21 protein-coding genes and 1 pseudogene are annotated in these 25157 nt (G+C 38.6%); 8 read left to right on the plus strand and 14 right to left on the minus strand.

What is annotated here, in order from left to right:
• Position 1: 1 nt before the first annotated feature.
• The 3 genes from QFZ73_RS26825 to QFZ73_RS26835 all read right to left on the minus strand — a co-directional run bounded on the left by QFZ73_RS26825 (position 2) and on the right by QFZ73_RS26835 (position 2847).
• The gene (locus QFZ73_RS26825) at positions 2-847 is read right to left on the minus strand and encodes a 3-hydroxyacyl-CoA dehydrogenase family protein (RefSeq protein ID WP_268589703.1); all 846 of its coding nucleotides are present in this window, start codon (positions 845-847) and stop codon (positions 2-4) included.
• Between the two features lie 232 nt (positions 848-1079).
• A complete protein-coding gene (locus QFZ73_RS26830) occupies positions 1080-2057 on the minus strand; it encodes an electron transfer flavoprotein subunit alpha/FixB family protein (protein ID WP_268589702.1) in 978 nt (325 codons plus the stop codon).
• Between the two features lie 13 nt (positions 2058-2070).
• Positions 2071-2847, minus strand: a complete 777-nt coding sequence (locus tag QFZ73_RS26835) for an electron transfer flavoprotein subunit beta/FixA family protein (RefSeq protein WP_307273393.1) — start codon at positions 2845-2847, stop codon at positions 2071-2073.
• 709 nt (positions 2848-3556) lie between these two features.
• Between QFZ73_RS26835 and QFZ73_RS26840 the strand changes: the two are divergent.
• Positions 3557-4189, plus strand: a pseudogene (locus tag QFZ73_RS26840) (IS6 family transposase).
• A 410-nt stretch (positions 4190-4599) separates the two neighbouring features.
• Here QFZ73_RS26840 and QFZ73_RS26845 read toward each other — a convergent pair.
• From QFZ73_RS26845 to dapA, 6 genes are all read right to left on the minus strand, one after another.
• Positions 4600-5643 (minus strand): PucR family transcriptional regulator, encoded by a 1044-nt coding sequence (locus QFZ73_RS26845; protein WP_307273395.1) that lies wholly within the window; start codon positions 5641-5643, stop codon positions 4600-4602.
• A gap of 540 nt (positions 5644-6183) precedes the next feature.
• Positions 6184-6585, minus strand: a complete 402-nt coding sequence (locus tag QFZ73_RS26850; RefSeq protein WP_307273399.1) for a type II toxin-antitoxin system death-on-curing family toxin — start codon at positions 6583-6585, stop codon at positions 6184-6186.
• Between the two features lies 1 nt (position 6586).
• The gene (locus tag QFZ73_RS26855; protein ID WP_048689328.1) at positions 6587-6832 is read right to left on the minus strand and encodes an AbrB/MazE/SpoVT family DNA-binding domain-containing protein; all 246 of its coding nucleotides are present in this window, start codon (positions 6830-6832) and stop codon (positions 6587-6589) included.
• A 273-nt stretch (positions 6833-7105) separates the two neighbouring features.
• A complete protein-coding gene (locus tag QFZ73_RS26860; RefSeq protein ID WP_307273410.1) occupies positions 7106-8419 on the minus strand; it encodes an MFS transporter in 1314 nt (437 codons plus the stop codon).
• Positions 8420-8867: 448 nt separating this feature from the next.
• Positions 8868-10346 carry an alpha-ketoglutaric semialdehyde dehydrogenase GucD gene (gene gucD, locus QFZ73_RS26865; RefSeq protein ID WP_307273413.1) on the minus strand — a complete coding sequence of 493 codons (1479 nt, stop codon included), beginning with the start codon at positions 10344-10346 and terminating at the stop codon, positions 8868-8870.
• Between the two features lie 95 nt (positions 10347-10441).
• On the minus strand, positions 10442-11320 hold the full coding sequence (dapA, locus tag QFZ73_RS26870) for a 4-hydroxy-tetrahydrodipicolinate synthase (protein WP_307273416.1): 879 nt from the start codon (positions 11318-11320) through the stop codon (positions 10442-10444).
• A gap of 319 nt (positions 11321-11639) precedes the next feature.
• On the opposite strand from dapA, the gene QFZ73_RS26875 reads away from it, so the two are divergent.
• On the plus strand, positions 11640-12185 hold the full coding sequence (locus QFZ73_RS26875) for a helix-turn-helix domain-containing protein (RefSeq protein ID WP_251436217.1): 546 nt from the start codon (positions 11640-11642) through the stop codon (positions 12183-12185).
• Between the two features lie 161 nt (positions 12186-12346).
• Here the strand turns inward: QFZ73_RS26875 and QFZ73_RS26880 are convergent, their stop codons facing one another.
• The 4 genes from QFZ73_RS26880 to QFZ73_RS26895 all read right to left on the minus strand — a co-directional run bounded on the left by QFZ73_RS26880 (position 12347) and on the right by QFZ73_RS26895 (position 15937).
• Positions 12347-13591 carry an NAD(P)/FAD-dependent oxidoreductase gene (locus QFZ73_RS26880; RefSeq protein WP_307273419.1) on the minus strand — a complete coding sequence of 415 codons (1245 nt, stop codon included), beginning with the start codon at positions 13589-13591 and terminating at the stop codon, positions 12347-12349.
• The gene (locus QFZ73_RS26885; RefSeq protein WP_307273424.1) at positions 13588-13920 is read right to left on the minus strand and encodes a (2Fe-2S)-binding protein; all 333 of its coding nucleotides are present in this window, start codon (positions 13918-13920) and stop codon (positions 13588-13590) included. Before QFZ73_RS26885 ends, QFZ73_RS26880 begins: the two co-directional genes overlap by 4 nt.
• Complete coding sequence (locus tag QFZ73_RS26890; protein ID WP_144553580.1) at positions 13917-14189, minus strand: (2Fe-2S)-binding protein; 273 nt, start codon at positions 14187-14189, stop codon at positions 13917-13919. Before QFZ73_RS26890 ends, QFZ73_RS26885 begins: the two co-directional genes overlap by 4 nt.
• Before the next feature lie 74 nt (positions 14190-14263).
• A complete protein-coding gene (locus QFZ73_RS26895) occupies positions 14264-15937 on the minus strand; it encodes a sigma-54 interaction domain-containing protein (RefSeq protein ID WP_307273429.1) in 1674 nt (557 codons plus the stop codon).
• 372 nt (positions 15938-16309) lie between these two features.
• Between QFZ73_RS26895 and QFZ73_RS26900 the strand changes: the two genes are divergently transcribed.
• From QFZ73_RS26900 to QFZ73_RS26915, 4 genes are all read left to right on the plus strand, one after another.
• Positions 16310-17485 carry an NAD(P)/FAD-dependent oxidoreductase gene (locus QFZ73_RS26900; protein ID WP_307273433.1) on the plus strand — a complete coding sequence of 392 codons (1176 nt, stop codon included), beginning with the start codon at positions 16310-16312 and terminating at the stop codon, positions 17483-17485.
• Positions 17482-18519 carry a proline racemase family protein gene (locus QFZ73_RS26905; protein WP_307273436.1) on the plus strand — a complete coding sequence of 346 codons (1038 nt, stop codon included), beginning with the start codon at positions 17482-17484 and terminating at the stop codon, positions 18517-18519. The genes QFZ73_RS26900 and QFZ73_RS26905 overlap by 4 nt, the downstream gene beginning before the upstream one ends.
• Entirely contained in the window at positions 18516-19469 is a 954-nt protein-coding gene (locus tag QFZ73_RS26910; protein ID WP_307273439.1) for a proline racemase family protein, read from the plus strand. Before QFZ73_RS26905 ends, QFZ73_RS26910 begins: the two co-directional genes overlap by 4 nt.
• Before the next feature lie 465 nt (positions 19470-19934).
• The gene (locus QFZ73_RS26915) at positions 19935-21536 is read left to right on the plus strand and encodes an APC family permease (RefSeq protein ID WP_307273441.1); all 1602 of its coding nucleotides are present in this window, start codon (positions 19935-19937) and stop codon (positions 21534-21536) included.
• 381 nt (positions 21537-21917) lie between these two features.
• Here the strand turns inward: QFZ73_RS26915 and QFZ73_RS26920 are convergent, their stop codons facing one another.
• On the minus strand, positions 21918-22163 hold the full coding sequence (locus tag QFZ73_RS26920) for a M24 family metallopeptidase (protein WP_307273445.1): 246 nt from the start codon (positions 22161-22163) through the stop codon (positions 21918-21920).
• 1365 nt (positions 22164-23528) lie between these two features.
• Here QFZ73_RS26920 and QFZ73_RS26925 point away from each other — a divergent pair.
• Together QFZ73_RS26925 and QFZ73_RS26930 are read left to right on the plus strand one after the other, a co-directional pair.
• A complete protein-coding gene (locus QFZ73_RS26925) occupies positions 23529-23720 on the plus strand; it encodes a hypothetical protein (protein ID WP_307273447.1) in 192 nt (63 codons plus the stop codon).
• Positions 23717-24418 (plus strand): exosporium leader peptide, encoded by a 702-nt coding sequence (locus tag QFZ73_RS26930; protein ID WP_307273449.1) that lies wholly within the window; start codon positions 23717-23719, stop codon positions 24416-24418. Before QFZ73_RS26925 ends, QFZ73_RS26930 begins: the two co-directional genes overlap by 4 nt.
• Positions 24419-25157: the final 739 nt, after the last annotated feature.

Below are 25157 nucleotides of genomic sequence, written 5' to 3' on the forward strand. Positions count from 1 at the left end.
CTTAACTGTAGTTATAAAACCCTTTGCCGTTTTTCTTCCCTAATCGACCTGCTTTAACGTATTTGACAAGAATTGGACAAGGACGATATTTTTCACCAAGCGTCTGATACAGGTATTCCATGTTTCGCAGCCTTGTATCCAGCCCAACTAGATCGGCGAGTTCAAGCGGTCCCATCGGATGATTCAGACCCAATTTAATCGCTTTGTCGATGTCTTCTACAGTACCGACACCTTCCATTACCATGTTCATCGCTTCATTTCCAATCAAGCAGTTCATTCTGCTGACCGCAAAGCCAGGAAATTCATTGATTCTTACACATTCCTTTCCTAGCTCTCTGCCAAATTCAAAGCAAAGGTTAATGGTCTCTTCTGATGTTTCCAGCCCACAAATAACTTCAATCAGCTTCATCTTTGGTACAGGGTTGAAAAAGTGAAGCGCAATGCAGCGATCTGGTCTGGACGTTTGGGCAGCGATTTCTGTCGGACTCATCGTAGATGTATTAGTAGCCAAAAGTGCAGAAGGCTTCACGATTTTGTCAAGCTGCTTAAAAATCTCAATTTTAAGGTCCATAATTTCCAATACGGCTTCAATCACCAAATCGGCATCCTTAGCCGCTTCCTCAATACTTGTGGTGTAAGTAAGTCTATTAATTGCCTGATCGGCTTCCTCTCTAGAAAGTTCGCCCTTTTCAACTGAGCGGTTAAATTGATGGACAATGTAGGACTGACAATTATCAAGAGTAGCGTCATTAATATCCTGGACCATGGTTGTAAAGCCCGCACGTGCACAGGAAAAAGCGATGCCTCGGCCCATAGTTCCAGAACCAATTACAGTAACATTTTTCATTCCTTTTCTCCTTCGAGTTCATTATGATAAAACGAAACTTCCATCAGTAGGGGTTTTCTTTTTCGCTGATGGTTAGTTGAGCTAATCGGATATTTACAGGCTATTTATTACCACTTAGTTTTCATCAATTTTTCTAAGTTCGTGAAGTGGGGTATTACAGCCCGTTAATACGGATAAAGACCTTGCCCAGCTATTTAACATACCTATCATTCTACTAGATAATAAAGGCACCCTATGCTTTTACAAGTAGATTTTTAATTTCCCCCGTAAGCAAAGGCACGACTTCAAATAAATCTCCGACGATTCCGTAATCGGCCACATTGAAAATATCCGCTTCTGGATCCTTGTTAATGGCAACGATCACCTTGGAATTTGACATTCCAGCCAGATGCTGGATGGCACCAGATATCCCACAAGCAATGTAAAGGTCAGGTGTGACTACTTTTCCTGTCTGACCGATTTGCAGGGAATAATCAGCATATCCTGCATCACAAGCACCACGGGATGCACCTACCGCCCCCCCAAGGACGTCTGCAAGTTCCTTTAATGGTTGGAATCCTTCCTCACTTTTGATACCTCGACCTCCAGAAACAATGATTTTTGCTTCCGAAAGGTCAACCCCTTGAACTGCTTTTTTTACGACTTCCCGAACAATCGTACGCAAATCTTTGATTTCTACTGAAGCCATAGACACATCGCCAGAACGTGAAGAATCTTTTGTTAGTGGTGTAATATTATTAGGGCGAATAGTTGCAAAGATAACGCCATCTTTTATGATCTTCTGTTCAAATGCCTTCCCCGAATAGATTGGTCTGGTAAAGATAATATTATCCCCACCAGTTTCAATGGCTACTACATCTGAAATAAGTCCTGACCCAAGTTTACTAGCAATTTTAGCTGATAAATCTTTGCCAATCGCTGTATGACCAAAAATAACACCTTTTGGATTTTCCTTACAAATGACTGACAGTAATGCTTGAGAAAAACCATCAGGCGTATAGTGTGCAAGCTTTGAATCCTCAACGACCACAGCTCGGTCTGCTCCATATTGAATCATTGTGGCTGCTAGTTCACGAACAGAATCCCCAAGCAGGACAGCGGTGACTTCTCCACCTTGAGCAATGCTTCTCGCAGCAGCAATACTCTCAAAAGATACATTCCTTAATTCTCCATTACGGATTTCTCCAAGTACCAGTACATTCCTAGACATATTCTTTTCCTCCTTATATTACCTTTGCTTCAGAATGGAGCAATTTAACCAGTTCGTTCACCTGAGCGTTAAGCTCTCCTTCTAGAACCCGGCCTGCTCCTTTTTTCGGTGGAAGATTAACTTCAATCGTTTCGGTTTTAGCTTCCACATCATCTTCATCTAAGTCCAGATCATCGAGTACCAATTCTTCAAGCGGCTTTTTCTTTGCTTTCATAATTCCTGGCAGCGACGGGTAGCGCGGTTCATTTAATCCCTGTTGAGCTGTGACTAGAAGCGGGAGTTTAGTTTCAATTGTTTCAGAATCACCTTCGACATCTCTAACAATGTGGACAGTATCTTCATCTACTTGAATTTCAGTAATGGTCGTAACATATGGAATATCAAGCAAATCAGCTACGCGTGTGCCAACCTGTCCACTACCCCCATCAACCGCAACATTACCGGAAAAAATTAAGTCTACTTCCTTATCTTTTAAGTACTCAGCCAATACTTTAGAGGTGGTGAATTCATCCCCATTTTCTACGTCATCCTCAATGTTAATCAGGACTGCTTTATCTGCACCCATGGCTAAAGCCGTACGCAGCTGCTTTTCAGCATCTTCATTTCCGACAGTTACGACTGTGACTTCTCCGCCATGAGTGTCACGAAGCTGAATCGCTTCTTCTACGCCATATTCGTCATATGGATTGATAATAAATTCTGCTCCTTCCTCATTAATGGCACCACTACTAGAGACTGTAATTTTTTCTTCTGTATCAAATGTTCTTTTTAACAAAACATAAATGTTCATAACCTTCCTCCTTGTTTAGGCTTTTACACAGTGGATAAAAACTTTTTTCTCCTATGGTTCATTGAAGAAATTGCTCCTAGTTAATTGTTTCACTTCATATTTTGCAAGAACCGTGCCAACATGAAAAAACACTCTATTTTTATTAGATTAAGAGAAACTTATCTAATAAAAAATGTCTCTACTTCAACAATCTTTTAATTTAGATAATTTCAATTACTTATAATAATGTTACTTACAAAAAAACAATCATAAATCATTCTTGGAACTAGTGATTCATTTTTGAAACATGCAGATTGGGTGCCCCTAAATTCCTAAGCCCGAAAATGTAAAACACCCAAACCATCTTCTCTTAGCACCAAAAGTCCCCTAGTTATTTTTAATAGAAGAAAGTCGTCATATTCAGAGGGACTTTTGCTGAATTTAGGACTCAATTAAATGGCGCGCTCTTAAAAAAACCACTTCGAAAATGGTTTAAAGATTGAAGAAATGAAAAATAGTCCAGATTTAATAAAAGATATTTCCACACCTACATCTAATTCATGTATGTTTACCTTCATTTTTTATGATGTCTTAAAATCAGGAAAGCTGTGGATGTTTTTACTGTACAAAAAAAGAGGGTTCTGGTGCAAAAACTTCAGAATATCAGCAAGTAATCTCCCAAACTTGGACATACTGATACTAGTACTCTAATTAAAAGAATGTGATCAGTATGGAAAAGCAAAATCTATTCAAGTGGAAATATTATCAACCTGATATTATTTCTTTAATCGTAAGATGGTACCTACGGTACAACCTCAGTTTTCGTGATTTAGGCGAAATGATTGAAGAACGCGGGCTATCTATTGCTCATAGAACCATCATGCGCTGGGTTCACCAGTATGGTCCTGGAGTACGGCGTCATCTTAAGCCAACCAATGATTCTTGGCGAGTCGATGAGGCGTATGTGAAAGTTAAAGGTCAATGGTCGTACCTATATCGTGCCGTTGATTCAGAAGGAAATACGATTGATTTTTATTTAAGCAACACACGAGATTATAAGGCTGCAAAGCGCTTTTTCAAGAAAGCTTTGCAGTCTTTTCATGTTTCAAACCCCCGTGTTATCACAGTAGACAAGAGCCCAGCCTATACTATTGCGATTGAAGAGTTGAAAAAGGAGAAAAAGATGCCAGTAGGCACCCAAATAAGGTAGGTAAAATATCTTAAGAGCATTATGGAACAAGATCATCGTTTTATAAAGAACTGAGTTCGTTCGATGTTAGGGTTAAAATCATTTCGTACAGCTACTTACATATTGAGTGGTATAGAAGCGATGCATCTGATTAAAAAGAAGCTGGTTCATTAAGGGGTGAAGTCTGTCCAAAAACCAAAATTATTTGGATTAGCTTCATAAGTTAGCCATTCAAAGGAAATTGATACTCTATGTTTCTATCGAGTAGTTTTTGCACCAGAACCATAAAAAGTATTGTAGCTCTTGCGAAAAGATTCAGTTCATTTGAAATGATAGGATTCATTAAAAAAACACCATCCTTTCTCGTAACTTCTTACGATAAGCATAGCGTTTTTCTTTTTGACAGTATAATTTTAACTTAGCTTGATACAGGAACCCCAAGAGGTATGATTTTAACTTCGTTTGATGGACATGGGGTAACTCCATTGGTAGGAACCCTTAATGTAAATAATGAAAAACACCGACCTTTTGAACGTTGTTTCATGCTTAGACTTTATAAGGAAACTTTTGAAGTAAATTCATCTCTATGCATTAAAAGTTCTCTTCAAGTGACAGGCTAACTCAATTTTTAACATATCTTCAGTATTATTGAAACTTAAATTTAAGGCTTCTTCAATTTTTTTTAGACGTTGGTACAGTGTATTAATATGAATATGTAATTTTTCAGCTGCCTGTATTGCAGAACGATTTGAATCCGTATAGACTAACAATGTTTTTTCTAATTCATTTTTCTTTGCTTTATGAGACCATAATGGTGAAAATATTTCGTTCAAGAACCTTTCTATTTCTTCGGACTTTTGATTTAAGAAAAAGCGATTAAGTCCAATTTCTCCATATCTTATCATACCAGGCCTGTTCTGCTCTGTTAAATACGAAAGAGCTTTACCAGCTTCATCATAGCTTTTCCGGATATTTTCAACACCATAATAAGAATTGCCGATTCCGGCATTCAATGGCGGTCCGTCTTTTCTGTTCCATTCCTTAATGATTGAATCAAGCAGTTTAGTAATTGAAGAAATATGATCTGAATCTGAACTTGATAAAGAAATTAGAAGTGTAACTTTATTATGAAAGCCATAAACTATCTTTTCGGTTCTAGCCATTTGTTGTTTAATAATCGAGACCAATCGATGAATGATAGCTTCTAAAACTTGCAAATCTTGATAGGAGCTTATTTTAAATAAGGTGACAAACATGATAGAATTCATATTTAAACCAAGTTCTTTCCCTTTTGTTAAAATTAATTCTGACTCTCTATATTCTAATAACTCGGTAAAATATTCATGTGTCTTTTGGTAATATACTTCAGTCAATGTATGCTGTTTTGCTAATTCTAAAGCAAGGGTTGAGCTTCCTTGCTCAATGGTAATCCGCTCAAGATGTGAAAGAGGTCTAAGAAGAGTAATGATCAAGCAGCCAAAAAAAACGGTTCTATTGATGATGGGGTATATAAAATATCTGTATGTTTGTTGATCATATACATCAATATAAACAGGGTTCTGACGGTTAAAGAACAAAATTGATATTTCGTCAATGCTTAACGGAGGAATTTGATCTGGCTTATCCAAAAAGATTATTCGGGAGTTCCTCCACTCTTTTCGATTCTTCGTAAAGAAAATATCTATTGGGATTGCTAATTGGAAACAATAAACTTCCAACAGATGGTTCTGGGCAATTATGACCTGTTAGAAACATAGAAGAAACTCGTCATATATAGAGAAGTTTTTGCTAAATTTAGGACTCCAATTGACTTAAAAGGATCCATTTAAATAAAAGCATATTTCTACACCTTGCAAGTAGTTTATTCAAACGTTTATACAGACTTCCAGGTTTAATAATTTTAAAAAATATTAGGAAAAGTGTATAACGCCTTATACAACTTTCTATGACCAAAAGAGATAATGTCTAAAGTTGTTAAATCTAATTTAGGTATTTCTTTTATAAAGAATCAAAAGGAGGAACAAGTCATCCAGATGACTTGTTCCTCCTTTTTTAGAATAATCACTTATTGTATTCCAATGCCCAGCATGAATTTGCTGCATATTTCCATCTTTAACAATGTTAGAAAAAACCAACCTTCGGTAAGGCTCAATGAATCTCGAACCCTTTTATAAAGCCTTTATGTTCTCTTGAATGATTCTTGCGATAGCTTTAAAATCATACTTATGGTTGACTACATCTACAACAAAATCCTGTTCTTCTTCTATTCCCATTAGCCATTGATAATGATTGATCTTCAGAAACATAATAAGGGAAGCGAGTGCTGTCCTCTTGTTTGCGTTGTGGAAAGCATGATTCTTAGAAATGGATTCGAATAAGGCTGCAGCCTTTTCATGAATAAATGGGTAAGCATCATTCTCGAAAACAGTTTGTCTGGGTCTGTTCACTGCAGAATCAAGGAGACCGGGATCTTTCACCCCGATTTGTTCAGTAGGAGAATAAACTTTTATTTGAATGGCATTGATCGCAATAATTTGATTAGTGGAAAGATAGATAATATCAAACGTCATATTATCTATCCACCAAACCCTTGAATGCTTCGTCATGTTCTTTTATAACATCTGATAACATTTCCATAAATTCCGCATCTACGCCTTTAGGTAATTTCACATTTTTATTTTTCCTTAAAATGATTTCTTCACCCTTGAACTCAACCTCTAATTCGTCACCAAAAGCTAAATTTGCCGTTTTCAACATTTCAACTGGAAACGTAATACCCAAGCTATTTCCGACTTTAGTTAATTTCCTAATGGCCATTAACGTTCCTCCTTCAAAAAAAGTTATAATTGTTATTACTATTATAACATTAGTCTTTATGGTTTATACTACTTTTATCTGGAATCTGTTACTTTTTTGATTACATAAAAAGACTTGCAGTTTTAGACCCTAAATGGGACCTTATTCTACAAGCTGAACATCCTCCATTATCCTAACAATTCTTTAGTATAAAATGGTATAGCCAATAATATCTTATGAGCACGTTATGATCATGTTACCTTAGGTTGGACCAGCTGCCCAAGCTACAGTTTATCATCTGAAATTTGTTCTCACCTCAATAGGCTTTTTCACAATGCCCCAAAAACAAAGAGCCGCACATCCGGCAATAATTCCACCCGAAATAAATGCTAACGTGTAAGAACCGGTAGTGTCCACAATCATACCTGCTACAATCGGAGAGAATGCACCGCCAAAGTATCCACCAAAACTCATAATTGCACTAGTAGATGCCACGACAGAAGTGGGTGAAACGTCCGCAGCAAGCGCCCAAGATCCGCCTGTAATTGATGAAATAAAACAGATGGCGAGAGTCATTAAGGCAACGGTGAAAATGATACTATGAACAAACGGAAGAATCACGACAACAACAGCTGTCAATATAGCACTTGTTGAAATTAAGATACGTTTTGAATTCATTGGAGAGGCCATACCACGGTCCACCATTTTCTTCGTTAAATATCCACCAAATATGTTGCCAAAAACACCACCTAAATACGGAATACTTGCGTAGACACCTAGCTCCGTTAAAGATATATGATAGGTCTCAATTAAATAGAGTGGTAAGAAGACCAGGAAAATATTCCAAATCCAGATTGTACAAAAGTAACCTAATATCAACCCCCACACCGTTCGATATGTAAAGAGGGTTCCCCATTTAATTTTCTCTTTTTCTTTTTCATTTTCTTCTTCATGATCAGATGAAATGTAATTCAGTTCTTCCTCAGTAAGTTTGCGGCTCTTCTCAGGGCTACGATAAAAGATGAGAAAAATCACCCCGAAGATTATACCAATTAAACCGGTGGCGAAAAATAAACCCCGCCATCCAAATGTAACCATTAAGAAAATAAGAATCGGTGGAGAAATTGCTGGTCCCCATTTGGAGGCAGAATCCCAAAATCCCGTAGCCAAACCTCTTTCTTTTTTTGGAAACCATTCGGAAGTAATTTTCGCACCTGTCGGCCAAGTTGGTGCCTCCCCAATTCCAAGGAAGATCCTAGCAATAATAAACATAACTAACGTATTCGCCATTCCTGTTAAAGCTGTGGCAACACTCCATAAAATGATCGAAACAAAATATACTCTTTTTGCTCCATACTTATCAATAAGCCACCCGGCTGGAAGTTGCATGGACGCATAGACCCAGGAAAAGATTGCTCCTAACAGACCTATATCTGTCTTCGAGAAACCTAAATCTTTCATAATTTCTGGTGTCGCAATTGATAAATTAGTGCGATCAAGATAGTTAATTATTCCGCCTATTAAGAGCCAACAAACAATCGTCCAACGGAATTTTTTCGTCGTTTCTACCGGATATTGTATTTGATTAGTATTCGATGCAATTTTCAAAGTCTTACCCCTTTCCCTTTACAAGGGCTCACGATAACAAAACGGAAATTTGGTAAGCTGGGCAAATTTGAACAAGGAATATGATCATTTTATGTGCACTAAGAACGAAGACGGGGAACTTGTAAAATGGATACTTTGTTTTCTGGAAAGAGTTCTTGTTCTTAAAATAGTGATTTGAATTGAAGTTCAAGGACGTTGAATTTTAACCCCAAAAACTCTCGTTATTGATATGTTCATTTTATTTCAACCTTTATAGTCTTAACGTACAATTTTTCCGAAATGCTGTCTGTACCCTGAAATGAGCGCCATTTGGGATTCAAATTCAAATCAATATCTCCAGTGAGTCAATAAGGTGACCACTGAAGGGATGATGCCGTGAAACTTCATTCACTTTACTTCCTTTAAATCATGAGATCATTTTGCAAATTCTTCTACGTATTACCATTTGTTAATCATTTGACAAACCTTTAATAAAGACTGTCTTTATAGCTGTATAAAATTCTTTCGCCGCTTCCCCTTGTTCCCTTGATCCAGTACTAGATGCTTTCATTCCTCCAAATGGCGCTTGAAGTTCTACGCCCGCGCTTTCTGCATTAATTCGAACGAGACCTGCATCAATGTCATCAATGAATTCAAGCAAAGAGCTTATATTAGATGTAAAAATGGATGCACTCAATCCATATTTTGTATGATTAGCTATTTCAATGGCTTCTTCTAAGTCAGTGGCTCGAAGCAGGGCAATAACTGGACCAAAGATTTCTTCCTGAGCGATTTTCATATCCGGTTCTACATCTCCAAAAATAGCTGGAGAAACATAAAAACCTTTGTCAAATTCTCCACCTGTCAATGTCTCCCCACCAGTAATGAGAGTAGCGCCTTCTTCTTTTCCAAGTTCAATGTATTTTCTTACTGTATTAAATTGGCTTTCACTTGCGCATGGGCCCATCCAGATTCCTTCTTTTAGACCATTTCCTACAGTAATTTTCTTCGTTTCTTGAACCAATTTTTTTACAAAAACATCGTAAATTGGATCCTCTACAATTACCCGGCTTGTGGCGGTACATTTCTGACCTGTTGAACGGAAAGCACCGCTGATCACGCCTTCTACCGCTGCTTCTAAATCGGCATCTTTAGTGATAATTACTGGGTTTTTCCCACCCATCTCTAATTGAAATTTAATACCACGTGCAGCTGCGGATTTTGCCACACCCTCACCAACAGTCTCTGAACCAGTAAACGTGATGGCATTTAATAGAGGGTTATCAATTAAAGATTGACCGATTACTGATCCAGAGCCTGTAATGAAATTTAATACTCCTTCTGGAAGTCCCGCTTTAGCAAAGCATTCCACCACTTTCGCCGCCGTTACCGCTGATTCGGTTGCTGGTTTAAACACGACTGTATTACCATACACGAGAGCAGGTGCAATTTTCCAAATTGGAATCGCAACAGGGAAGTTCCAAGGAGTAATGACACCTACAACCCCAATTGGTGTCCGTTTTGTAAACATAAGTGCATCTTTATCAGAAGAAGGAATTACGTCTCCATCCTTTCTCATACCTTCACCAGCATAATAGCGAAGGATTGCAATGCCACGCGCTGTTTCTCCTTTTGCCTCAGGAAGTGTTTTCCCCATTTCCTTTGTCATGGTTTCGGCAATCTCATTCAAGTTCACCTCAAGAATGTTTGCTACTTTAAATAAAAATTGCCCTCTTTCTGCCTGCCCAATTTTTCTCCAGAATTTTTTTGCTTGATGTGCTGCTTGTATTGCTTTATCTAAATCGTCTTTTGTTGAATTTTGAACATAGCCTACAATCTCGTTTTTATTAGCGGGATTAATGCTCTCTTTTACTTGTTCATTTAAGCTAGTTACCCATTGACCATTTATAAAGTTTAAATATGTTGTTGCTTTTGTACTTACAGCCATCCTAACACCCCTTCTTGAATCCTATCTGAATGGCTACAGGATTATTAAAGATCAATGCACGCCATTCAGATAGAACTTTTTATACTTTTTTTAAATTAAATCGTTACTTTTTTAGAATAATTGAAAGCCTCTTCTAATTTTTGATAATGTTCTTTACTCAATGGTAAACGAGGTGGACGTGTAGGACCTACCGGTTTACCAGCTAATTCCATCATATATTTAATAGATTGAACCAGTTGAGGACTAGCATCATAACGGAAAAGAGGTAATAGGTGCTTATAAAGCTCAAGTGCTTCCTTAATTTTCCCTTCTCTTGCTAACTGGAATAATTCCACACCTTCTTTTGGCAAAGCATTGGGTACACCAGAAATCCAACCAGTAGCTCCAACTAAAGCTCCTTCAAGAGCAAGATCATCTACCCCAACCATTACTTCAAGATCGGTTTTTTCTAGAATTTCTTGCATACGGCGTACGTCACCTGAAAACTCTTTGACACCAACTACATTTTCAAATTTCGAAATTTCAGCTAGTAAATCAGGAGTTAAATCGGTTGGATAATCTTTTGGATTATTATAAGCAATGATTGGTAGACCAACCTCAGATAGTGCTCTGTAGTGTTCAATAATTTCATTTTCTAGAGGCTTATAGTTGATTGGAGGTAAGGCCATAATACCTGCTGCACCATGTTCTTTTGCATGCTGTACCCATTTAACAGATTGAGCAGTTGAAGGTGCACCTGAACCGACTACAACAGGAACTCGACCATTTGCAGCTTTTATTACAGTTTCTATTAATTTTGCTCTTTCTTCGCCTGTTAGAGTAGCATATTCTCCTAAAGAACCCCCTGGAACAAGCCCATCTACTCCTTGTTCAATTAACCAATTACATAATTCTGTCAATTTGTCGTAATCAACCTGAAAATCTTCCGTAAAAGGGGTAACAAGTGCTACATAAACTCCATTGAATTTTGCCATAATAAATTCCTCCTAATTTGATTTACTTTATTAAATTAAAGTTACACTTAAAATATATCATAAAATTGAAGTGTCACTTTATTTATTGATGATACTATCATAAAGTCCATTCTTTTGTAAACAGAATTTTCTATTTTTTCAAAATATAATCTCGTAGAAACTACAATTTCCATGAAGTATGAAATAATCTGTTTCTATCTGCTTGATTTTGAGCATGATCTTCATTAGGATTATAATAAAATTAAAGTACTACTTTAATTCTTAAGTAAAAGAGAGTTTTATATAATAAAGCAAAAAATAATATAAAGGAGTATGCAGAATGGACGATTCCATAGGGATTAAAATAAAAAAGCTACGAAAAGAACGAAAGCTTACATTAAAACAAGTTTCAGATAAAACCAATCTTTCTATCAGTTTTTTATCCCAAGTAGAACGCTTAAAATCATCAATTACACTTGAATCATTAAAAAAGGTCTCTGAAGCACTTGATGTTAATCCAAGCTTCTTTTTCTCAAATCCAGTGAAAAAGACTAAATCCACGATTGTACGAAACGCCTTGAGTGATTTAAACAATAGACCGAATAGCTTTATTTATAAAGATTTAGGTGGCAATTTAGAAAATCCACTTTTTACTCCTTTATTAGTCATGCTAAAACCAGGTGATAATAGGGGGAGTTCTTATTCACATAAAGGACAAGAGTTTCTTTATGTTTTAGAAGGTAGTCTTACTGTATTAATTGATGATGAAGAACACGATTTGCACCCTTTTGACTGTATTCATTTAGATTCAACTACTCCACATAATTGGATTAATCACACGGATTCCGATGTAAAGTTTTTATGCATTTCATCTATTCCTATCTAATATCAAAAAATTACCTTTGAGGCAAAACAAGTGGCATTGAAGTATAAAAGATGGCAGAGTTCACCCATGAGTGAACTCTTCTCAAAATTGTAAAGAATTTATAAATAAACTGTCATTGCATATAATCCATAAATTAACAGAAAGTTTTTTTAATTTAGGTTTTATACAATCTTTTCCGGGAAACTTATGTCGTTATTTTTTAAGTAAATACTTCCCCAAAGCTCATTCATTTTGCGTCTTCCACTGTCAATCTCAGAATTAAATTGGATTGCAGCTTGTTTGCGAACATAACGGACATTTTGTATTGCTTGTTGCAGTTGCTCATCAATTGTGTTCAATCCTTTTCCGGCATGTTTGATGATTGATAGGCCTGCAGTCGTTCCTTGGGCCAGGGCAATTTTACCACTTTCGATACCTGTTATATTGCCGGCTACAAATAGCCCATCCAGAGGGGTTTCCATGGCCTCTGAATGGTGGGGCACATGGCCGCCAAGTTCAGGAACGTATTGAAATGGACATCCGGCAACGGCAGCAAGCTCTGCCAGCGGATACAACCCACCTGCTATACAGACAAAATCTGCCTCATAAATTGTTTCTGACCCGGCAACAATATTGCCATTAGCATCAATATCTGCAACACGAACTCCTTCCACCTGATCTTTACCGATAATTTCGGTTGCAGCTTTACGAAGTTGGAGGGGAGTACCGTTCACTTTCATGCCGTTTTTCGGATAAAAATTCAACCCGATTTTTCTGATCCAATCATTTTTCATGAACCCGCTCCCGATTCGTAATAACGGCGATGGTGCGAGGTGAGCTGCTTTTAAGAGTGATTTCATAACTTCCTCAGGTTCACCCGCTTTTTGGCTAAGGACACTTTTTTCTGGAAGAACAACTCGATCAATCGTTATGCCAGCTAATTGCAATTCATTCAAAATAGCGAATGCTAAAATATTCGCTCCGATGATGACCCCCTTTTTGCCAACTTGAATGCGGTGGACATTAGTCATTACTTGTGCCGCGCCGATCGACATTACACCGGGAAGGGTCCAACCGGATAGTGGGATAGGGTATTCGGCGGCTCCGGTGGCCAATAGTACAAATGGTGCTTCTAGTGTACCTAGACTTGTATGTACATTCCATAGATGATTTTCTTTCTCTAAGTTGTAAACAGATACACCACATTGGATATCGACCAATAAATTTTTTGCTTCTTGATGAAGACGTTCGGATTCTTTAATTCCATTCCACCATTCACCAGAAGGTTCTTGATGAAGTTGTCCGAGCAATCTACCACCTGGCTTTATAAATTCATCAATTACGGTCACTTTGAGACCAGAGCCTGCACAGGCAATAGCTCCTGCTAATCCTGCTGGTCCCCCTCCAATCACAATTACATCAATCATCGCTGTTCCACCATCCTTTTTACAATATTCGGATGCTGTTTGCCGCTTTCAACGACCATATTTTTTTCTACAACTGTTAAGCAGGCTCTGACGTTTGCTTGGTCATTGACAGTTACACGGCACTCCAGGCAGTGACCGATATTGCAATAAATACCTCTAGGTGTTCCGCTATCTTCATGAACGCGCAGTTTCCTTATTCCATTTGCTAAAAGAGCAGCAGCAACTGTTTCATTTTTAAACGCTTCATATGTAACTCCATCAAATTGAAAAGAAATCTGTTCTCTATCATCTAAGTTCCCTAAAATAGGATGATTTACTATTCTAGTCATTGATTTTCACCTACTGTTCCAAATGTCACCGGTCGAATTGGTGGCTGGTATTTTAACGGAATTTCACCAGGTGACATATTTGGGATGACACTCTCAATAATCCTATCTAATGTCGGCCTACACGTGCGGCCTCCACAAAAGCCCATTCCGGCTCTTGTTCTTAATTTTAATTCTCTTGCTGTGCATTTATGCTCATTTGCTGTTGATTGAAGTTGTCGGTATGTAACTTCCTCACAACGGCAAATAACAATGCTCTCTTTGTTAGCCATTTGAATTCCTCCTTCATTTTCTTCATATGAAGGATATTATGCAAAAAACGTGCCAACTTAGCGGAATAAGAATATTAATTTAAGCCTAGTCGCTTTAATCGATTGTATAATGTGGCTCTTGTGATACCTAGTTGTTTTGCGCATTCTAATTTATTGCCATCTAAAATCTGCAACGCTCTTTCAATTACTTTTTTCTCATGTTGATCCATTTCTTCTTGTAGCGATGAAATGACGAAGTCATTTTCATTAAGCACATTAGATGCAATCTTTGGGGTGTTTTCAAAGCTGATATTATTTGTATTAAAGGGCAAATAATCTCTTTTTATTACGCCATCTGTCGCGAATACGATAAGCCTTTCCACAACATTACGAAGTTCGCGAATATTTCCAGGCCAAACATAACGAATAAGTTCATGGATTACATCTGGAGGAAACTCATGAACCGGCCGCTGATAACTCAATGAAAAATCGTTTAAAAAATAATGGGTTAATTCGATAATATCTTCTTTCCGCTCTCTTAATGGAGGGATGTGTAGACTGACTACATTCAAGCGATAATATAAATCTTCACGAAAATGCCCTTCTCTCATTAATTCTTGTAAATCACGATTGGTTGCCGCGATGATACGGAAGTCGATATCAATTTCTTTTTCTCCACCGACACGATAATATTTCCTCTCCTGTAGCACGCGTAGAAGCTTTACTTGTATTTCCAGCGGCATATCACCTACTTCATCAAGAAATAATGTACCTCCTTTTGCCAATTCTATTTTACCTTTTTTTCCTTTAGGGTTAGCACCGGAGAAGGCCCCCCGCTCATATCCGAATAATTCACTTTCAAATAAAGACTCAGGTATCGCGCCACAGTTAATTGAAATAAAAGGTGCGTTTGCTTCTTCACTCGCTTCATGAATGGATTTAGCAAACACTTCTTTTCCAACACCGCTTTCGCCTAGGATTAGAACAGTTGATTTAACAGAACACACTTTTCTCGCTAAATGCACTGCCCTTTGAAGGGCAGCACTCTTCCCTTTTATGGAATTAAAGGGATCAGGCGAGTCCTTATACTTTGCTACTTCTTGTTCTAAACGGTGTACTTCGGTGGACATGTTAAATAATTTTTCATTAAGCACGACTTGATTCGTGACATCCGTTTCTGAAACGACTGCCCCGATAATCTGGCCATTAATATAAACTGGGTTAGCGTTAATTAAAACAAACAAATCAGATCGAGGCTGATGATACTGGCTTACTATAGTTTTCCCATCATGCAATGATTGCAAGATTTTTAGTTTATTAGAGTCAAAAAAATCGGTAATTGGTCGCCCGATTATATCTTGATGGTTGACTGAAAATATTTTTTCTGCTCCTTCTGTCCATGTACAAACGCGCTCTTCGTCATCAATGACAGTGACTGAGGCATCCGACGTTTGAATGACGGTTTCATAAAAGGCCTTTAATTGATGGTAAGAATCATGAAGAAGACTGATCATTTGTGGGGCTGTTATATAGCCTATAGGGTTTTTGTTTGTATCTAGAATCACAGCTGTGGAATGATGACTAAACGCCTGAATCAAGGTGAAGAATGTATCATCCTCATATACAACCTTACATGGATGTTTAAGTGTTTTTGCTGTTGAACAATAATAAAATTCACCGTTTTTCTGTTCAAGGTGATGCTTATCGAACGGTGTATCGATTTGAAGACGTTTTATTATTTCTCTCACTGACGGTAATGAAAATGCCATGATACCCTCCCAGACTGTAAAAAAATATTAACACTGTAAAAAAAATTATACACTCATTTTTAAAATATTTATAATATTTTTACAATTACCTCAGATAAAAGGGAAGTAAGTCCTTCACTTCTAGAAATAGACGAAAATATAGGGGAAAGCTGTCCATAAATGCCTGATTATAGAAACAAAGATTAAAAACGCACGTCTATAAAAGTTATCGCTTTTCTTCGACCAAGTGCTTTTGCTTTCTCCCTTCTGTCATATCCAACGTCTCTCTAACCATCAGTGGAGATTTTGCCCATAGTGGAAGCTTCACTTTAGTTGGCACACTAATTGCTTTATTAGTTGTTGAAGCCATTTCGTCGAGGGGAGGAATGTTATGTGAAACACTGTGACGTTTTAGTAATTGGTGGAGGAATAATTGGTTGTTCGATTGCCTACTATGCCTCTAAATATGGAAGAGACGTAACAATAATTGAAAAAGGGGAATTTGTAAGTGGTACGTCTTCACGATGTGACGGCAATATTTTGGCGATTGATAAAGACCCAGGTTTTGATAGTCAGATGTCGTTGTTTAGTCAGAATTTAGTGGATGAATTAAGCAGAGACCTGGAGCATTCTTTTGAATATCGGGCCCCGGGGAGCATCCTCGTTTGTGAGTCAGACGAGGAGATGGAAGCCGCACAGAAATGGGTCGACCGTCAAAAAGAAGCTGGTTTACCATTCCGAATGCTTGACCGGCAGGATATCCGTCAGGATTCTCCCTTTTTTGCAGATGATTTATTAGGAGGCTTGGAATGTGCCACTGATTCTACAGTCAATCCTTATCTTCTAGCTTTTTCACTTCTTGAGGAAGCAAAAAAATTAGGTGCTAAAACCTTGAAAAATACCGAAGTAAAACAAATGAAAAAAGAAGAAGGCGGTTCATTTACTGTAGAAACGTCAAACGGAGTTTTTACCGCGGATCATGTCGTCAATGCGGCTGGGGTATGGGCACCTCGAATAGGAGAGATGCTTGATCTTTCGATACCGATTGAACCGAGAAAAGGGCATATTATCGTTGCTTCAAGGCAACAACATGTGGGATCTCGAAAAGTAATGGAGTTTGGTTATTTAATTTCCAAGTTTGGTGGGAAGCGCCGTGTTGATCCACTAACTGAAAAATACGGAGTAGCCCTTGTCTTTGAACCAACGGAAAGTCAAAATTTTTTAATCGGAAGCAGCAGGGAATTCGTTGGCCTCAATACGAGAATAAACAATGAAGTCATCAAATGTATAGCAAACCGAGCCATACGCTTTTATCCGAAAATGGCGGATATGATGGTGATTCGCTCGTACGCAGGGTTACGTCCATGGACGGAAGATCATTTGCCAATCGTTTCACGGGTGGACAAAGTTCCAAATTATTATATTGCGGCCGGTCATGAAGGTGACGGAATCAGCCTAGCGGCAGTAACAGGGAAAATAGTGGAAGAATTAATCAATGAAAAAGAAACGTCCATTCCCGTTGAACCGATTAGCTTTAACCGTTTTAAAGAAAGGGTGTTGAGCAGATGAAGGCACAAAGAGTCTTTACAACAATTGATACACATACAGGCGGGAATCCAACGAGGACGCTGATTAGTGGTCTCCCGAAACTAGTTGGAGAAACAATGTCAGAAAAAATGCTCCATATGAAAAAGGAGTATGACTGGATCCGCAAGCTTTTAATGAACGAACCGCGTGGTCATGATGTTATGTCGGGTGCTTTGTTAACGGACCCGTGCCATCCGGAAGCAGATATTGGCGTGATTTACATAGAGACGGGTGGATATTTGCCAATGTGCGGGCATGACACAATTGGTGTGTGTACCGCTCTAGTTGAATCGGGATTAATACCCATTCAGGAGCCGGTTACTTCATTAAAATTGGATACGCCTGCTGGACTCGTTGAAGTGGAAATTTCTTTGGAAAATGGAAAAGCAAAAGAAGTATCTTTTTGTAATATCCCAGCCTTTCTTTTAAAAAGTGTTTCCGTTGATGTTAAGGGAATTGGACGTGTAAATGCTGACATTGCGTATGGTGGCAATTTTTACGCAATCATTGATGCTGAATCGGTTGGATTGGATTTAATCCCAGAGAATGCTTCAAACATAATTGAAAAAGCGATTAACATAAGAAATACCATTAATGAAAAAACTGAAATCGTTCACCCGCTATATTCATTTATTCGAGGGTTAACTCATGTTGAGTTTTATACCGAACCGACCCATGCGGAAGCAGATGTGAAAAACACAGTAGTTGTTCCTCCAGGAGGAATTGACCGCTCCCCGTGTGGAACTGGCACTTCTGCTAAAATGGCAGTGTTATATGCTAATCAAGAAATTTCAATTGGTGAAGAATTTGTTCATGAAAGCATTGTGGGTTCTCTATTTAGAGGACGCGTACTGGAAACAACGTATGTGGGAGACGTTGATGCTGTAGTGACCAAAATTACGGGTTCAGCTTGGCTAATGGGGATGCACCGATTCTTCTATCACGAAGAAGATCCGCTTAAAGAAGGGTTTCTGCTCATTCCCCCGATGGAACATGAAACGGAGGACATAAAATGAAGATTCAAAAGGTATATTCAACAACAGATGTACACGTAGCCGGTGAGGCGTTCCGAGTTATCAAAGATGCGCCATTCATTCATTATCAGAACTTGGAACAGTTAAATGAGCAGCTTCCACAGGTATATACAGAAGAAATTAATCTTTTATTGAATGAACCGCGAGGGTTTGCAGGCTTAAATGGCTGTCTTGTTGTTCCACCGATTAGCCGAGAGGCAGATGCCGCGGTGTTATTTTTAAATCATGAAGGAACGGTTCCTTTTCATTACGGTGGAATCGTTGCTGTGATTACAACTTTACTGGAATGTGGTCATTTGCAACCAAGGGAGTCAAGTGAATACAAAATCGAAACGGTCAGTGGTGTGATTTCGGTTACCGCTATTATGGGAAGAGATGAAGTGGTTTCAGTGGTGATAGAAAGTGAACCGTGTCAAGTAGTCCAAACAAACATCCCATTGTCAAATCCGCATTTAAATACACAGTTCTCCCTCGTGCAAGCTGGCCAATTATATGCAGTGTTTGAGAAAAGTGTTATTTCTGCAGAGATTCGTTTTGAGGAACTTACTGAATTGAAGAAATGGAGTCAAACAGTGCTTCAGGATCTCGAGTCAAAGATTCCTGTAAAAGGTGTCATTTTAATGGATGATTCTCATCTAGAAGATGGGCGGATTAAAACGATTACTTTCCGTGAAGACCAGTATATTGTTCGTTCTCCTGGCTTTGAATCGACAATGGCATGTTATACAAACTTACTTTCTAAAGGTGGATTGTTTACGGAATCGCCATTCGTAAATGAAAGTATTTTTAACAGCTCTCTAACAGTACAGGTAGCCGAACAAACAGAGAGTGGATATAAGTTCACTTTGACAAGTCGTGGCTTCATTACGGGAATGCAATTATTTGTATTAGATCCGACAGATCCTATGCCTGCCGGATTTTTATTAAAATAATTGAAATGAACCATGTACCTATATTCGGTGCCGTTAGGTAAACAACAACCACTGTCAAACATACCAAATCGAACCTCCTAAGCTGTTGCCTACCTTTAAGGCACCTGTTTACTAGACTAAGAAAAAACGGATGTTAATTGATTATAGAACTATCCGTTTTTTCTATCTAATAGTTTTTGTGGTGGTGAGAATACATAGGATGCTAGTAAAATTATTACTAGTTAAAAACGAAGTGGCAAAACCTTTTACTTCTTTAAACATTTGAAATTCATTCTATCACCGAGATTCAGAATGAGGATGTGAAAACTCGTATAACAAGGTTTTGATAATCAGGCGGAATTTTTTTATAGTAACCTCGCAATTTCAGTCGAATCTCATCGTTTGTTTGCTTGTCAAGTGACTATAAGGATGTGTAATTACAAATAAAACCGATACATTGATTATAAAATTGAAGAGGTGATTTGGATGACAACTCAAGGGAAATTCAAAAAGCAGCTTTCTTTGTCTGATCTTACATTTATAGGGTTTGGGGCAATATTTGGTTCAGGATGGCTTTTTTCGGCTAGTCATGTCAGTGCACTTGCAGGACCATCAGGTATACTTTCATGGATTATTGGTGGATTTGCAATTCTTTTATTAGGCTTAGTTTATTGTGAGCTTGGTGCGGCAATCCCACGTGCAGGGGGAGTTGTACGATATCCAGTATATTCCCATGGACCACTTTTAGGATATCTTATTGGATTTATTACTTTGATTGCTTATTCAAGCCTTATTGCCATTGAAGTAGAAGCAGCACGACAATATGCGGCAGCTTGGTGGCCTAGTTTAACTCAAGCGGGATCAAGCTTACCGACAATGACTGGGTGGTTAGTGCAATTCGGATTATTATGTGTTTTTTTCCTTCTTAATTATTGGAGTGTCAAAACGTTTGCGAAGACAAATACAATTGTTACGATTTTTAAATTTTTTGTTCCTGCTCTTACCATCATAGTTTTATTAACACAAATGAAATCCGGTAATTTTTCCATTCAAGGATTTGCACCGTCCGGTTTTTTTGGAATTGAGTCGGCCATCTCAACTGGGGGAGTAATTTTTGCTTATTTAGGCTTGACACCTATTGTTTCTGTTGCAAGTGAAGCAAAAAATCCGCAACGGACGATACCAATCGCATTGATTTTATCCGTTGTCCTATCTACGATCGTATACGTGCTATTACAAATCGCTTTTCTCGGAAGTATTCCGACAGATATGTTAGCAAATGGATGGTCAGGGGTTGGTAAAGATTTTAGCCTACCATTCAAAGATATTGCTGCTGTTCTTGGACTAGGTTGGCTTGTCTTTTTTATCGTTTCGGATGCCATTATTTCTCCAAGTGGGACAGGTAACATTTATATGTCTACAACCCCTCGTATTGTATATGGCTGGGCACGTAGTGGAACATTGTTTAAAGTTTTTGGAAAAGTTGACAAAAAGTCAGGTATTCCTCGTCCTGCCGTTTGGTTATCATTTATCTTGTCAGTTTTCTGGACGTTGCCATTTCCGTCATGGGAATCCTTAATCAGTGTTGTTTCAGCAGCTCTTGTGTTGAGTTATGCAATTGCTCCAATTGCAGCTGCAACTTTTCGGCGTAACGCACCTGATTTACCGCGTCCATTTTACTTGAAAGGAATGGTCATTCTCGGGCCACTTTCATTTATTATTGCGTCCTTTATTGTATACTGGTCTGGTTGGAAAACTATTTCTTGGCTGCTTGGTTCGCAAATCGTCATGTTTGTCATCTATTTATTTTTTAAGAAATGGGTACCTACTGAAAAAGTAAGTTTTGCACAACAAATAAAGTCATCTTTATGGCTGGTATTTTATTATGCATCCATGATTGTTATTTCGTATTTCGGGTTATTTGGAGGTACTGAATCTGTAAAACACCCTTGGGATCTTATCATTGTTGGCTGCGTTTCCCTAATCACGTATTATTGGGCTAGCCACACTGGTTTGCCGAAGGCGATATTTGATGATGATGACGTTGATACGTATGAGCCTATCCAAGCCAAACCCAATGTCGGGTAATATGCTCATTGAAAAAATTAGGCATAAAACCAAGAGGTAAAAAGATACTTGGGTCCTCGTGACAATGAGAGACTTCCCTACAATGGGGAGTCTCTTTTTTTTGAGCTATTTTTTCTAAACGTACATAAAGTGATAGAGGATGCTAAGCGAATTACAGAATTAAAAGGAACCACAAACACTGCATTTGAAGTTAACGAAGTTGAAATAGTAATCTCGAGAAGGTATAAATGATCTTGTCGTCGTCTCGCTCCGCAAAAGCTGCTCTCCGGAAGGCTTGACACCATCATCAAAATGATACTGAAAAAAGTCATCTACCTCTTCTTGAATTTTTAACCATGGCTGATAATCTATACCTGTTCTTGCACCACGACCTTGGCCGATTCATTTATTAAAATATTGTTTATACCCAGCTTCCTTGTTTACATTACGCACAGCAATATCAATATCTCCAATTCGAATACCCGATTTTACTGTATTCACTCCTGCTCTAGTTGATTGAAGGACAGTTTCATAAATTCCCCTATGCTTAGCTGTTTCCTCTCCTACCACGAAAGTCCGTGTAATATCCGAACAGTATCCATCAATAATAACACCCATATCAATGTATCCAAATCTACGAATATCCATTTTCCTACACCAACTTCTGCATTCTTTCCATTATCAAAAACGTTCGTAAAAATTGTTGAAAAATAATGAACGTTCGTATAATATATTAAAACTTTAACGAACGTTAAAAATAGGCGATTTCATAAAAAAAACCCCGTTCGTAAAAGTGTACCTTATCGGACTCCTTTTCTAAAGGCACTTTTCTTAGGGGGTTCTTATCAGCACTACCATGTACATAGTGATAGGCATGGATAGTAGCCACATACCAGCGCCAGGCACCAGGCCAGCACTACGGGATCACACTCCCTCATACCCAACCCATGTACAATGCAGGATATGACCTAACTAGCACAATAGGAATAACGAAAGAAGAAGAAGAGAAAAGGGATTAGATTAGAGTCAAGGACCTACGCGGGCAGGATATAACCCTCCCTCCAACTGCTCCCTATAGGGAAGGTACGGAATACCGGAAGCCACCCCTGGGGGGACCACCCCCTCCTACCCCCAGTGACTGGTACTCGGAAAATAGACGCACCATTTCCGAAAAGTAGTAGTGGTATTATTTGGTAAATAACCCTAACCATAAACAGCAGCCGGTCACTAAAATGCTAATCGAGGTACCAATTACGGGGGAACTTCTAAATGCATGTCGCTGAAGGCGATTCTAGGCAATTTATCTATCGATAAGCAGCTACTTCCCTACTCAATTCAATACAGGAAAGCCATATAAGAGAGGGGGTGGTTAGGAATTTCGAGGTTTCCATTTATTCCGTTTTCTCTCTAAAAATTTTTGCGGTGGGGTGGCCATAACTCGCCAGGAGAAGGGCAAAAAAATAAGCAGGGAGTTACCCCAATTTAGTTAGCTAAATACATATGGAACTTACCCACCGAATAGAGGGGGGGAAAAGCCTTTTTTTATGTAGTACAAACCTTTCATCTCAAAACTAAATATAATAGTACTAATACTGATGAAAGGAAGTGTTTTTTTAACCTCCTAAAAACCTTCTGGTACCTCAAGGATTTCCAGGACCTGGTGTCACTCCAGCTTTTGGCTCGTTATATGGGGAAGGCACTAGAACAGGGCAGGATCGTGTCCGTATAGATTTTGATTTCCCAGGATTTAGTTTAAATACAATCCCGAATCCGGAAACAAATGAGATCACTGTCTCTCTTAGTGGTGTCTATGAAATAAGTGCCGCCCTTGTTGTTATTACTAATGAACTTGAAACTGCCTTATTCACGATTAACTGAAGTGTCATAGGGCCCATTCCAAGTTCCTCTTTCGAAATCGTTACAGGATTGACATGTCAAACTGGAGAACTTTCATGGTTTAACACTATAGGTAAGACCGTCCAAGTGGAGTTAAATGCAGGAGAAAACGTGTTTGTGTTTATTCAAAATGTGAGTGGAAGTGTTTCTTATAGATCTCCGTCACTTACTGTAAAACGTATAGGACCCCTTGTATCCTCTGCTAAAGAGGAAATAGAAACTATTAAAGCAGAAAGAGAAGCGGAAAAAACAAAAAAAAAGCTTCATTGCTCGACTTTTCGGAAAGTGAACAATGAGGAAAAAGGGTGAGTAAAATAGAAAAGCCAATTCAAGGTCGTAGATTTGTTGACACGACCTATAAGTGTAATAACGATGATTTCCTTAATAAAAACGAGCATTTCCTTAATAAAAACGATCATAAAAAATGTAAGGATTGTGAACAAGGTCCTCGAGGACCTCAAGGATTTCAAGGACTTCCAGGACCACAAGGTCCTCAAGGTCCTCAGGGGCCAGGGGGTGCTTTGGCTTATGGATCATTGTACGATCCGTCTGGAACTTTTGTCCCAGTGTCTCAGGTAATTCCACCTGCCTTGGGGCAAAAGGTTGTATTCACTACTCCTGGGCCGTTATTAGGAACAGCTCCATTTCCTCCTGGTCCTGGCCCTTATACTGATCTTGAGGTTTTGACTGCTGGGGTATATGAGATCAGCATGGATTTAACAGCTAGACTTATTAATGCTTCTAACTTGGCGTTTAATACCGAAGTGCAGTTCAGGTTATTCATAAACGATACAACTCCAGTTCTTGAAAGCACTTTTGAATCCTTTAATCGTATTACAGGCGGACCAGGCGGTAACCCATCGCAAGTTGAAATTAGAAACACGATAGGAAGAACAATCCAACTGCGATTAGCCGCAAACGATAGGCTAAGTATTAGAGTTATTACTGCATCTGCCAATGTAACATATAGGTATCCCTCATTAGTAGTCACAAAAATCGCCAACTAGCTGCCAAAGTCAGTAAATAGGAGCAAGAAGAGCCCCAACCTAAATGTTGTGGGCTTTTTCCGATTTACAACTTTCTGATGCTTAATGACGGTGGTGGTTTTGGTTACACAGGTAAATTAAGCGAAGTCTCATTCCTTCTTCACACGACTCCTCCTAGTTACCATTCCCTAAAATGCAGCTAATCTCTCAGATTCAGATTTTGCTAATTCTGCTATCCTTAGTAGTTTTGTTTCCATTTATCCCTACCTCTGAGTGTAGTAAATGTTTCCCTAGTAAGGGCGATAACTGGTAGCTAGCCTTTCCTCCATCGGCATTACCCAACTTCATTGGTACTACGCTGCTATCCGACCCCCTACACAGCATTTGGTTTCCTTGCTTTTTATCGCTTGTACACCATACTCTTCTAACAAGAAAAGACCGATAGGGTCTCCCGAGTTTCCGTATCATATCGATGTGTAACGTGCCAAGGTCTCTGACTCCAGAGAGGTTTTATCCATCTTGCCCTTAACGAAGGATAAAATGTAGCTTTCTGCTGTGCGTAAAGCATCAGCCCTCTCGATTTACTAACATTATGGAGCTCAATCCCTTCAACCATTTGACTTTCGGCCCGCCACCTAACTGTCTACGCTTAAAGACTAAAGTTACCTTTAGCCCTCCAAAACTCGCTACGAGCGAATGGCTAGTTCTTACTCGACCGGAATCCCACCCGCTATATGATACGACCTAGGCTCGGCCGCAC

The sequence above is a fragment of the Peribacillus sp. V2I11 genome (genome assembly GCF_030817135.1).
GTDB classification, from domain to species: domain Bacteria; phylum Bacillota; class Bacilli; order Bacillales; family DSM-1321; genus Peribacillus; species Peribacillus simplex.